This is a genomic window from Methylocaldum sp. 14B (assembly GCF_002005105.1).
Taxonomy (GTDB): domain Bacteria; phylum Pseudomonadota; class Gammaproteobacteria; order Methylococcales; family Methylococcaceae; genus Methylocaldum.
Map to the genome: position 1 here is coordinate 18,362 of NZ_MSCV01000022.1, position 12,253 is coordinate 30,614.

Here is a 12,253-nt window from a genome sequence, read left to right on the forward strand (position 1 = left end):
AGTCGTGAAAGGCGTCATCAATTTCTTGAAAAAAAAATGGGTAATTCAGGCGATCGGGATGATCGCCCTATGCGCCTTGATCTGGTTCGTCGGCCCATTGATCGGGATCGCCGGTTCAGAACCCTTGGCGTCCGAATGGGCTCGGGGCTTGACCATGGCCGTGGCGGTCGTGGTCTGGGTGATCTGGCGTTTGGTGGCGGAAATCCGGGCGGGACGCAAGGAGCAGCAACTGGTGAAGGATCTCGCCGCACCGGGCGAGGGTGGCGAGGGAAAATCCGCCGAAGCGGTGGCGGCCGACGAGAATATCGAACTGCTGACCGAGAATTTCACGAAGGCTCTGAAACTGCTGCGCGAAACCCGAGGCGACAAGCAGCACCTGTACGAGCTGCCCTGGTACGTCATCATCGGCCCGCCGGGTTCGGGCAAGACGACGGCTTTGTTGAATTCGGGGCTGAAGTTCCCCCTGGCCGACCGGCTGGGCTCGCAGCCCATCCGCGGCGTCAGCGGCACGCGGAATTGCGAGTGGATGTTCACCGACGAGGCCGTACTGATCGATACCGCCGGTCGGTACACCACTCAGGAGAGCTATCAGGCGGTAGATGCGGCGGAATGGGGCGGCTTTCTCAAACTGCTGAAGCAACACCGTCCGCGCCGGCCGATCAACGGGGTACTCGTGACCCTGAGCCTCTCGGATTTGCTCCAGCACACCGAGGAAGAACGCGCTTTGCATGCCAAGGCGGTCCGTCAGCGCGTCCAGGAGCTGTATTCGACACTGGGAATCCGATTCCCCGTCTACATGCTGTTCACCAAGTGCGATTTGGTCGCGGGATTCAACGATTTCTTCGCCGACCTCACGCAGGAAGAGCGCGCTCAGGTTTGGGGCGAAACCTTCCCGGCGGAGGATTTCAAGCAGCCGGTGGATGTATTGGCCCGGTTCTCGTCCGGCTACGACGAACTGCTTCAGCGCTTGAATCGGCGCATGCAGAGCCGCATCCAGGAGGAGCGCGACGTACAGCGGCGCAGCCTGATTCTCGATTATCCGCAGCAGATGGCGCTTTTGAAGCCGGCAATGGAGAAGTTTCTCGAAGACGCTTTCGGCGCGAACCGCTACGAGGTCCGTCCGCTGCTGCGTGGCATTTATCTGACCAGCGGCACCCAGGAAGGAACGCCGATCGACCGGGTGATGGGCATACTCGCCGCCACGTTCCGGCTCAACCGCCAGGCGACGCCGATCTTCAGCGGAAGGGGAAAGAGCTTCTTTCTCACCCGCCTGCTGAAGGAGGTCATCTTTCAGGAAGCCGATTTGGCGGGCCTCGATCCCCGCGTCGAGCGGCGCCGGCGTCTGATACAGGCCGGGGCTTACGCATCGGTGCTGGTCCTGACCCTGGGCTGCATCATCCTTTGGCTGGTGAGTTACCAGCGAAATACCTCCGCAATCGAGCAGGTGGAGAAAGAAATCGAACGCTACCGTGCGGCTCGCATCGATGGGAGCGATTGGCAATCGAGCCTCCGGACCTTGATTCCCAAGCTCGATCCGTTGCTGGCGATCAACGACATCTACGAAAATTCCGGCCGGTTGGCGCATTTCGGGCTTTATCAGGGCGAAAAAATCCAGCTCGCGGCGAATCATGCCTACGAGCACTGGCTCAGGGATTATTTCCTCCCGGTCAACCTTCAGCGCCTGGCGCAGCGCATGACAGGCCCGGAAGCTTCCAACCCCGATATTCTTTACGAACTTCTGCGGGTCTATCTCATGCTCGGCCAGCCGGATCGCATGGACGCCAAGATCGCAGCGCCCTGGATTCGCAGCGATTGGGAAAGCCGTTTCGGCACCGAACCCGATTTGCTCGCCCGATTGAATCTCCACCTCGACAATCTTCTCAAGTTGCGGCTCGATCCTCAGCCCATGGATGAAGCTCTGGTCGCCGGCGTGCGAGCGAAGCTTTCGCAAGTTCCTCAGACCATTCAGCTCTATGCCCGTTTCAAGAACGAAGCGCTACTGGATCGTTCTCACGATTTCAAGCTCGACTCCGCGCTCGGGCCCGACGGTGCGCGGGTGTTCGTCGCGGCGGACGGACGGGATATCGGGACGCTTTCAGTGCCGGGTTTGTTTACGGCTTACGGTTATTCCGAGCTGTTTCTCAAGAAAAGCTTCGATTTCGTCAAGGACGCGGTTACCGAGAACTGGGTGCTCGGCAAGCAGGCGAATGTCGACCTGACCGAAATTCAACGCTTGCACGGCGATTTCAAGACACTTTATCTAGCCGATTACCAGAAGGCGTGGAGCGGTCTTCTAGATAGCATCAAGCTGCGCCGACCCAAGGACATCAATCAGACGATCGAGTGGCTGGACATATTGTCCCGCCCGACCACGCCGGTGCGTCCATTGCTCGAAGCCGTCGAAAAAAATACCTCGCTGACCAAGATCGCCTCGCTTACCGCACAGCTTCTGAACAAAGTTCCGGCTGTCGCCGAGGCGAAGGTCGACGACCGTACCCAGAAACTGCTGGATGCCGCGCGCCTGGTGGACGCCGGCAGCGCTCCGCAAGCCGACCCGGTTCAGAGCGTGGAGACTACGTTCGAAGACCTCAGCTATCTGGTGCGGAGCAGCGCGGATCGGCCGGCGGCCCTGGATTCGACCCTGCAAACCGTGGCCTCTCTGCGGGATTACATGCTGCAAATCGGCAGCGCGGCTCTCAGCGGCGAACAGGCGCTGAAAAGTGCCTCCGGGCGAGTCGCGGGTGGTGGCGGAGACGTGCTGCTCCAGGCCAAGAGCGAATTCGGGCGCTTGCCGGAACCCTTGAAAAGCTGGTTTCTCTCGTTTCTGACGGTGGGATGGAGGCAAACCCTGGCCGGAGCCAAGTCCGAATTGAACGGCATGCTCAAGACGGCGGTGGCCACTCCGTGCAAGGCCGCTTTCAGCGGTCGCTACCCCTTCGTGGGCGGCAGCTCGAAGGACGCGACGCTGATGGATTTTGCGAAATTCTTCGCGCCGAACGGCGCCCTGGATCAGTTTTTCCAATCCAATCTGAAGACCTTCGTCGACGTCAACCGCCCGGTGTGGACGGAAGTCGCCATGGACAACCAATCTCTGGGACTTTCGCCGGCGACCATCCGCCAATTTCAGAATGCCGCCGCCATTCGTTCCGCTTTTTTTTCCGCGGGGGGGCAAATGCCCGCGGTGTCGTTCGAACTCAAACCGATTTCTTTGGATGAGAACGTGGCGACTTTCCGCTTCAATCTGGAAGGGCAGGAGGTCGTTTATCGGCACGGCCCGGAACAAGTCACGCGGCTTCAGTGGCCGGGGCCGTCGGCCGGAGCCGGCGTTCGAGTCGTGTTCGAGGCCGTGGACGGAAGGCAGGTCAGCCGCTCGAAAGAGGGCAGTTGGGCTTTTTTCCGTCTGCTGGATGAGGCCGTGGTGCAACAGACCGAGCTTCCGGAGCGGTTCCTGGTCACGTTTCGAGTGGAGGGTTACAGCGCACGCTACGAACTGCGTGCCGGCAGCGTGACGAATCCGTTCGGGCTCGCGGCGTTGAAGTCCTTCAGCTGCCCGGATGCTCTATGAATCGACTCGCTCAAGTCGGCTTTTACGGCAAATTGCCGGCTCTTGGAGATTTCGTCTCCCGGCGTCTTCCCCGGCATTTCATCGATCATTGGGATCAGTGGTTGCAGAGCGCCATAGCTGCCAGCCGGGAACAATTACGGGATTCGTGGCTGGATGTTTATCTGACCAGCCCGATTTGGCGTTTCGGGCTGAGTGCGGGCGTCTGCGGGACTGACGCCTGGGCCGGCATTTTGATGCCCAGCGTGGACAAGGTCGGACGGTATTTTCCGTTGACCTTGGCGGTGCCCGTGGCCGAACCGCAGAACCTGCCTTTTTTGTTCCGCCGGGACTGCGGCTGGTTCGCGGCTCTGGAAGCGCTGGCCTTGTCCGGGCTGGAAAATGATTTCGATCTCGCTGAATTCGATCGGGAGTTGGAGACATTGTCTCTGCCGGATTTCATGAAAAGCAGTTCGGGCATTAGCCGTTCTCAAAATCCGCGGGCGGGCAGATTCGCACTCCACTTCGAGATGGAAAACCTGAGTCAGGTATCTGACGTGCTTATGGGGCTCAGTGGATGTTTGCTCGACCGTTTTCTTCCGGCTCATAGCTTGTGGAGTACATCGGGATCGGAACACATCGAAGCCTCGTTCCTGGTCTGCGAAGGGTTGCCGCCGATAGACGCATTCGTCGCCCTGATGACTGGAAGCTGGGAGCAACGCGGATGGGCCATCAGTACCCGGCGCTTGCCCGATTTGCCGGCTCGGACCTCGGCTGAGCCGAAAAGCGCAGACGGAACCAGCCGACCTGCGTCACCGGAAAGCGGGCCGTCCGGACTTCGTCGCTGGCTTTCTCACGGCATCAGCGTGGTTGGCAAGCGGCGGAAAATCAACGAGGACGCATTCATCGAGCGTCCGGACATCGGCCTGTGGGCGGTGGCCGACGGCATGGGAGGACATCAGGCCGGCGATGTCGCGAGCCGTGCGATCGTCGAGGCATTGGCGGCTCTGCCCGCTACGTCCGATCTGGATGAGTCCGTAAAAAACGTCGAGTCGGCTCTGAAACGCGTGAACGACGAATTATGGGAACTGGCCCGCCAGAGTTCGACCGGTCAAATCATCGGCAGTACGGTCGTCGTGTTGTTGGCGATTGATGATCGATGCGCCTGCCTGTGGGCGGGCGATAGTCGGCTTTATCGCCATCGCGCGGGCCGATTGGAACAACTGACGCACGATCATTCGCCGGAGGGGGAGCTTTCCTGTTTCGAAATTCTGACGAATGAGAAACGGACCCAGCGGGAACGTAGCAACGTCATCACCCGCGCGGTCGGGGCGGACCCGGTGCTCGTGCTCGATATCATGACGTTCGACTTGATGGAGGGCGACGGGTTTCTGCTATGCAGCGACGGTTTGGATAAAGAAGCGGGACCGATCGAAATCGAAGAGATTTTGGAAGCCGGCGATTGCCGGGAGCGCGCGGAGTCCTTGATTGCGCTCGCTATGGATCGCGGCGCACGAGACAATGTGACCGTGATTGTCGTGCAGTCGCCTTGACAGGTTAAGACTGCGACGGCTAAAAGATAAAACAAAAAATAAGAAGACAAATAGCTTCCCGGGGGAGATATGTGGGAACTCACAGAGGAAAAGAACGTTCGGGCGACGATACCCGCACGTACTTCGATGATTCGTCGAGGACTGGTGTGGTCATGTACCATGTGCTGGATCTCGGCGGCAGCCGCGAATCCGTTGACGAGCGGAGCGACGCTGAACCAGACTCAAACCGACATGGCCAATGTCGCGTTCGACGCCTGTACTCAAAGAAACTCGCTGCTTTCCGAGGATTTCAGAGACCGCTGCGACGCTCTCGTTGGCGCCGCGATTTCCGCTTCGGATAGCCAGATTCCTACGGTCGGCTCCGAGCCGGTCGAAAATGCCCTTCAAATAGTCTCGCCGGAGCAAATTCTCCAGCACGGAACGACAGCCACCCGGGTAACTGCCGGCCAAGTGGCCCTGGTCGATTCGACCATAGGCGCGAGGCTCGCAACTTTGCGCACCGGCTTGGGCTTGGCCGGATTACAGATGTACCGAAACGGCTTATCGGCGGACCGCGCCTATGCCTGTTTGGGCAATTCCTTCGCCACCGGAGGTGCGGCCGGCGACGGCTCGTTCAGTCCTCTCGGCGTCTGGATCAACGGTAATTATCATTTCGGCGACGTCGATTCCACCTTCGATCAAAAAGGCTTTCAGTTTAAAAACTTCGGTTTTACCGCCGGCGCCGATTACCGCTTTACCGACAATTTCATAGCGGGTCTCGCTTTCACCTACGCCCGCACCAACGCGAATTTCGACCGCTCCGCCGGAGGTACGGACAGCGATGCGTACACCGGATCCATTTATGGGTCGTTCTATGTGACGGAAGGGTTCCATATCGATGCGCTCGGTTCCTTCGGCGGCATCGATTACGAGACTACCCGGAACATCAGTTATACCTTGCCGGGGTTCGAGACCGTCAATACTCAGGCTGTCGCTAATCCCGGCGGAACTCAATATTCCTTCAGTATCGGCGGAGGCTATGACTATTCGATAGCCGGGTTGACCCTAGCGCCCTATGCGCGAACGGAATACATCGGCCTGGATGTGGATGCCTATCGCGAGCGGCAGGGCAATGGTTGGGGGATGAGGTTCGACGAGCAGCACGTCCAGTCGCTCATTTCCACGGTGGGAAGCCAGATTTCGTACGCTTTCGGTTTACCCTGGGGCGTGATCACGCCCCAGCTGCGAGGCGAGTGGCATCATCAATTCAAGGATGACAAGCGGACAATCGGCGCCAGCTTCCTCGGCGATCCCGCCGCGCAGCAGTTTGCCGTCGTGACTCAAGGACCCGATCGGGATTATTACACCTTCGGCGCCGAGGTTTCGGGGGTATTTTCTCACGGCATTTCGGCATTTTTAGCCTATGATTTATTGCTGGGCTATCGCGATATCGAAAGTCACAAGTTTACCTTGGGAACTCGCGTCGAGTTCTAGCCGGAAAGTCCGCGTAAACGAGATCGAACAATAAATATTCTCGTGATCCTGGTTGAAAGCCGGAGTCGTCGAGACCAAACGAAAAAATGCTTGCGACGATCGGGGGATTATGGGCGAGCTAAACGTAGAAGCCTTTCTGACGGAAGTATCGCCGGATGCGCCTTGTGGGGAAGATCTTCAGTACGACAACGCATTCATCGCACTGGAGCAGAAAGCCAAAGGTACGCCGGAGCAACAGATCGGGGATCGGATCGAGCCGGCACAGCCGCCGAACTGGAAAGAAGTACGCCGAGACGCGATCGAATTGCTGGAGCGCACGCGCGACCTGCAAGTGATCCTCTATCTCATCCAGGCTCTTGTTCATACCGCCGGGCACCCGGGACTGCGCGACGGCCTGGCGCTTCTGGAAGGCATCGTCAGCAAGTTCTGGCCCAATCTATATCCGCTCCTCGATCCTGAAGACGACAACGATCCGACGCAGCGCGTCAACATCCTGATGGGATTATGCGACTTCGAGTCGGTATTGCGCCCGGTCGCGCTTGCGCCTCTCGTTGAGTCGCGTGCGCTCGGACGCTTTAGTCTGCGGGACGTGCAAATCGCGACCGGAAAGTTGCCACCGCCCAGCGACGGAAGCTCCTCGCCCGAGATTGCAACCATCAATGCAGCGTTCATGGACGCCGACCCGGAGGTTCTGGCGTCGACCCGCGAGGCGGTTGTCTCGAGTTTGGAAAGCATCAAGGCCATCGAAAGTTTCGTAACGGATCAGGTCGGTGTCGGCGATGCGCCGAACTTGGCTCCGTTGAGGGACTTGCTCAAAGAAGCACAGCATGTGCTCGGAGAGTATGCGGAGGAAGGCGGCGCCAGCGATGCGCAGCCCGAATCCGAGGGTGAAGGGGCGTCCGCGCACGATTCGGCCGCCAGACCATCTGCGGCTCGGCCGGGGGAAATCGGCAGCCGCCAGGATGTGATCAAGACCCTGGATTTGATTTGCGACTATTACGCTCGATGCGAACCCTCCAGCCCGATTCCCTTGCTGCTGAAGCGAGCCAAGCGTCTGGTTTTTATGGATTTCATCGAGATCGTCAAAGACCTGGCTCCGGACGGCCTTTCGCAGGTGGAGTTCATCAGGGGGCGTGACCAGTCCGAAGACGGCCAGTATTAGAGCAAATAACGAAAGCGTGAGCCCTACACTGATTCATAAATTGGCGACGCAATCGCCGTTCCTTCTCGTCCGGTTAGTCATAACCGTCGATCGCCCAGATATCAAAAATACGATATGTCGTAACAGATACGAAATATCGCAATATTGTTTTGCTTGAACTGGGTGAGTTTGATGGCTCGAATTATTGCCAATGTGAACAAAAGCGATTCAAAACAGTGTGTTGGTCTATTTCAATGGAGAGATATTGATGGTTGGCATCGTTATTGAATTTGTTTGGTCACGCTGGTCGATGATGTCGTTACTAAGGAATGAGCGGAGTGGGGTGGTAGACATGCCACGATAACCGGTGCGCTGGGGCGCGATTTCGAAGCTGCAAGCGATTTTAGCGATCGAATAAAGCCCCACGTAACCATGAAAATGTGAGATTGCTGTAGTTCTATAGCCTAAGAGGAGATTTGCCGTGGCAGAAAGTAGCCAGAAATTTATAGCTCGAAATCGCGCACCGCGCGTACAGATCGAATACGACGTGGAAGTTTACGGTGCGGAAAAGAAGGTCCAGCTTCCTTTCGTAATGGGTGTCATGTCGGATCTTTCCGGCAAACCCACAGAGCCGCTGCCCCCGGTCGCGGATCGGAAACTGCTGGAAATCGATGTCGATAACTTCAATGAGCGGCTCAAGGCCATGAAGCCGCGGGTTGCGTTTCAGGTGCCCAACACCCTCACCGGGGAAGGCAGTCTCAGCGTCGATATCACTTTCGAAAGCATGGACGATTTTTCGCCGGCGGCGGTCGCCAGGAAAGTCGAGGGCCTGAACAAGCTGCTCGAAGCGCGCAGCCAGTTGGCCAACCTGATCACCTACATGGACGGAAAGACAGGCGCCGAGGAGCTCATCGCTAAGGTAATAAACGACCCGACATTATTGCAGGCACTCGCCTCGGCTCCGAAGCCGGCGGACGAAGCCGCTGCGGACTCTTCGAGCAGCGAGGGATAAGCCATGGCTGAATTAGAAACCCAAACCTCAGCTCAGGGCGCCGAGCAGCTCGGCGAGCTTGGTGATTTTACGAGCCTCTTGAACAAAGAGTTCAAGCCGAAATCCGACCGAGCCAAAGAGGCGGTCGAGTCGGCGGTGACCACTCTGGCGGAATTCGTCCTTAAAGACGTATCCAAGGTCTCCGAGGACGCCGTCAAGACCATCCAGTCCATCATCGCCGAAATAGATCGCAAGCTCACCGAGCAGGTGAATGCGATCATGCATCACGAGGACTTCCAGCAATTGGAAAGCGCGTGGCGCGGCTTGCAGTATCTGGTAAACAATACCGAGACCGATGAGATGCTCAAGATTCGCGTCTTGAACATCTCGAAGAAAGAGCTCGGAAAAACCCTGAAGAAATTCAAGGGAACTTCCTGGGATCAAAGCCCGATCTTCAAGAAGCTTTACGAAGAAGAGTACGGGCAGTTCGGCGGCGAACCCGTCGGCTGTATCGTGGCCGACTACTATTTCGACCACTCTCCGCCGGATGTCGAACTGCTGGGGGAGATGGCGAAAGTCTGCGCGGCTGCGCATGCACCTTTCATCGCAGCGGCGGCACCGACCGTGATGCAGATGGATTCATGGAACGAGCTGGCCAACCCGCGCGACCTCACGAAGATTTTTCTGACTCCGGAGTACGCGGCGTGGCGCTCGCTACGCGAGTCGGACGACTCCCGTTATATCGGCTTGGCCATGCCGAGATTCCTGGCTCGGTTGCCTTACGGGGCGAAAACCTGTCCGGTCGAGGAATTCGATTTCGAAGAGGAAACCGAGGCGGCAGACAGCCGAAAGTATGTCTGGGCCAACTCGGCCTATGCGATGGCCGTCAATATCAATCGATCCTTCAAGCTTTACGGCTGGTGTTCGAGAATCCGCGGCGTGGAATCGGGCGGCGCTGTGGAAGGGTTGCCGGTGCATACCTTCCCGACCGACGACGGCGGCGTGGACATGAAGTGTCCGACCGAGATCGCGATCAGCGACCGGCGTGAAGCGGAGTTGGCCAAGAACGGCTTCATGCCTCTGATTCACAAGAAAAATTCCGATTTTGCGGCGTTCATCGGCGCGCAATCGCTCCAGAAACCGGCCGAATACGACGACCCCGACGCGACGGCCAACGCCAATCTGGCGGCGCGGCTGCCCTACCTGTTCGCCACCTGCCGGTTTGCCCACTACCTGAAGTGCATCGTCAGGGACAAGATCGGTTCGTTCAAGGAGCGGGACGACATGCAGAAATGGCTGCAAAGCTGGATTTACAACTATGTCGACCCGAATCCGGCCATGTCCGACGACATCGACAAGGCGCGCAAGCCTCTCGCGGCGGCCGAGGTAATCGTGGAAGAGGTGGAAGGCAATCCAGGCTATTACACGTCGAAATTCTTCTTACGGCCGCACTACCAGCTAGAGGGGCTAACCGTTTCGCTGCGTTTGGTGTCCAAACTACCCTCCGTGAAAGGCGGCTAGCAGATCGAGTCGAAGAGCTGGCAACTAGGGGGATTCGGAGGTGACGATATGAGATGACACGGCAAACTCACATTGCCCAGCGGAGCCGGACGGAGTGTATTCCATCCATGTTTGATCAAGTTTCAATCAACCAACAAGTACCAATAAGTAAAGGAGAAGACCATGGCAGTCGACATGTTCATTAAGATCGACCCGATTAAAGGGGAATCTAGAGACGATAAGCATAAAGAAGAGATCGACGTTCTGGCTTGGAGCTGGGGCATGTCCAACAGTGGCACCACCCATATGGGAAGCGGCGGCGGAGCGGGTAAAGCCAACGTGCAGGATCTGAGCTTTACGAAATATATCGATAAGGCGAGCCCGGACTTAATGTTGAGCTGCTGCAACGGCAAACATTTCGACAAGGCCGTGCTGGTGGTTCGGAAAGCCGGCGAAAAGCCGGTGGAATACCTGACCATTACCATGGAGGAAGTCCTGATCACCTCGGTTTCTACGGGCGGCTCCGGCGGCGAGGACCGCTTGACCGAGAACGTCACGCTCAATTTCGCCAAGGTCAAGGTGAAATACATAGAACAGACCGAAAAGGGCGCGGAAGGCGCCAAGCCGGAGATGGGCTGGAATATTGCTGCGAACGTAAAACAATAAGTTTGCGCGGTATTTTTCGGCAGTGCCCGCCGCTGAGCGGGCACTATTCATCCCCTCAATTTCTCCCATCCGCCTATGTCAACCATCGCTGCTGAAGAAAGTCTTCGGGAAGGCCGCCTGGAAGATGCGCTAGCGCAACTCCAGGACCAGGTCCGCCAGAATCCTGCCGAAGCGAAGTACCGGATTTTTCTCTTCCAGTTGTTGGCCCTAATGGGGCGCTGGGAGCGCGCTCTCACGCAGTTGAGCGTGTGCGGCGATCTGGATGCGGCCAATCTCGCAATGGCGCAGACCTATCGCGAAGCCATACGATGTGAAGTCCTTCGCGAGAAAGTTTTCCGCGGGGAGATTTCTCCGCTGATCTTCGGCAAGCCCGAGCGATGGATCGCGCTTCTGATAGAAGCATGCAAATGCGCCGCGCAGGGAGATTATCCGATGGCGATCCAGTTCCGGGATCAGGGTTTCGAATCGGCGCCGGGGACGTCCGGTACCATCGACGGGAAGCCGTTCGAATGGGTGGCGGATAGCGATAGCCGTCTGGGACCGGTTGTGGAAGCCATAGTTAACGGTCGCTACTACTGGATACCTTTTTGCCGGATTGCCCGCATCGAACTCGATCCACCCAGTGACCTTCGAGATTTAGTCTGGCTTCCCGCACAATTCACCTGGGCCAACGGCGGTTCTGCCGTGGGTCTGATTCCTTCCCGTTATCCCGACTCGGAAAAAGCCGATGACGTAGCGATTCGCATGGCCCGGAGAACCGAATGGCAAGAGCCGGTCGAGGGCTACTCGTTGGGCATGGGACAACGCGTATTGGTAACGAACGAGGGCGACTTCTCGCTGTTCGATGTTCGAGAAATTGCGATGAATACGGACACGATCGAAAACGATGGCTGATCTCACGCCGAAGGAACGCCTGCAGCCGTCGCTGCTGGATCGCCTTACCGACGACGAACCGGACAAACAACAGGAGTCCCGCGACCAGCGGGTGATGAATATACGGAATTTGCGCCACAGCGTATTGCGCGACTTGGCGTGGTTGCTGAATACCACCGCCATGGAGTCGCTAGTAGATTTGGAAAAATATCCTTTCGTGGAGCGTTCGGTATTGAATTTCGGTATCCCGGCCCTGGCCGGCACCCCTCTCTCCGGTGCCGACCTTCCGGCGATCGAACGAAAGGTCAAACAGGCTATTCTCGACTTCGAACCGCGCATCCTGGCGGATTCAGTGAGGGTGAAGGTCGCCGCCTCGGATAGCATGAATCTCAAGGCCATGACGTTCACCATCGAAGGTGATCTGTGGGCTCAGCCGCTTCCCTTGCATCTTTACATCCGCACCGAAATCGATCTCGATACCGGCTATGCGCGGGTCAGCGATTTGAACGGATAGA

General features: G+C 57.7%; 9 protein-coding genes. All 9 read left to right on the forward strand.

Going from position 1 to position 12,253, the window contains the following annotated elements:
* Positions 1-4 precede the first annotated feature (4 nt).
* The 9 genes from tssM (at position 5) to tssE (ending at position 12,252) form a co-directional block, all read left to right on the forward strand.
* Positions 5-3,565, forward strand: coding sequence for a type VI secretion system membrane subunit TssM (tssM, locus tag B2A78_RS15965; RefSeq protein ID WP_240502560.1), 3,561 nt, complete (start codon positions 5-7; stop codon positions 3,563-3,565).
* Positions 3,562-5,094, forward strand: coding sequence for a type VI secretion system-associated protein TagF (gene tagF / locus B2A78_RS15970; RefSeq protein ID WP_077731007.1), 1,533 nt, complete (start codon positions 3,562-3,564; stop codon positions 5,092-5,094). Before tssM ends, tagF begins: the two co-directional genes overlap by 4 nt.
* A 69-nt stretch (positions 5,095-5,163) precedes the next feature.
* On the forward strand, positions 5,164-6,567 hold the full coding sequence (locus B2A78_RS15975; RefSeq protein WP_077731008.1) for an autotransporter outer membrane beta-barrel domain-containing protein: 1,404 nt from the start codon (positions 5,164-5,166) through the stop codon (positions 6,565-6,567).
* Between the two features lie 109 nt (positions 6,568-6,676).
* On the forward strand, positions 6,677-7,729 hold the full coding sequence (gene tssA, locus B2A78_RS15980; RefSeq protein ID WP_077731062.1) for a type VI secretion system protein TssA: 1,053 nt from the start codon (positions 6,677-6,679) through the stop codon (positions 7,727-7,729).
* A 460-nt stretch (positions 7,730-8,189) separates the two neighbouring features.
* Positions 8,190-8,720 carry a type VI secretion system contractile sheath small subunit gene (gene tssB, locus B2A78_RS15985; protein ID WP_077731009.1) on the forward strand — a complete coding sequence of 177 codons (531 nt, stop codon included), beginning with the start codon at positions 8,190-8,192 and terminating at the stop codon, positions 8,718-8,720.
* Between the two features lie 3 nt (positions 8,721-8,723).
* The gene (tssC, locus tag B2A78_RS15990; protein ID WP_077731010.1) at positions 8,724-10,220 is read left to right on the forward strand and encodes a type VI secretion system contractile sheath large subunit; all 1,497 of its coding nucleotides are present in this window, start codon (positions 8,724-8,726) and stop codon (positions 10,218-10,220) included.
* 162 nt (positions 10,221-10,382) lie between these two features.
* Positions 10,383-10,865, forward strand: a complete 483-nt coding sequence (locus tag B2A78_RS15995) for a type VI secretion system tube protein Hcp (RefSeq protein ID WP_077731011.1) — start codon at positions 10,383-10,385, stop codon at positions 10,863-10,865.
* 75 nt (positions 10,866-10,940) lie between these two features.
* Positions 10,941-11,759, forward strand: a complete 819-nt coding sequence (locus B2A78_RS16000; RefSeq protein ID WP_077731012.1) for a type VI secretion system accessory protein TagJ — start codon at positions 10,941-10,943, stop codon at positions 11,757-11,759.
* The gene (gene tssE / locus B2A78_RS16005) at positions 11,752-12,252 is read left to right on the forward strand and encodes a type VI secretion system baseplate subunit TssE (RefSeq protein WP_077731013.1); all 501 of its coding nucleotides are present in this window, start codon (positions 11,752-11,754) and stop codon (positions 12,250-12,252) included. Before B2A78_RS16000 ends, tssE begins: the two co-directional genes overlap by 8 nt.
* Position 12,253: the final 1 nt, after the last annotated feature.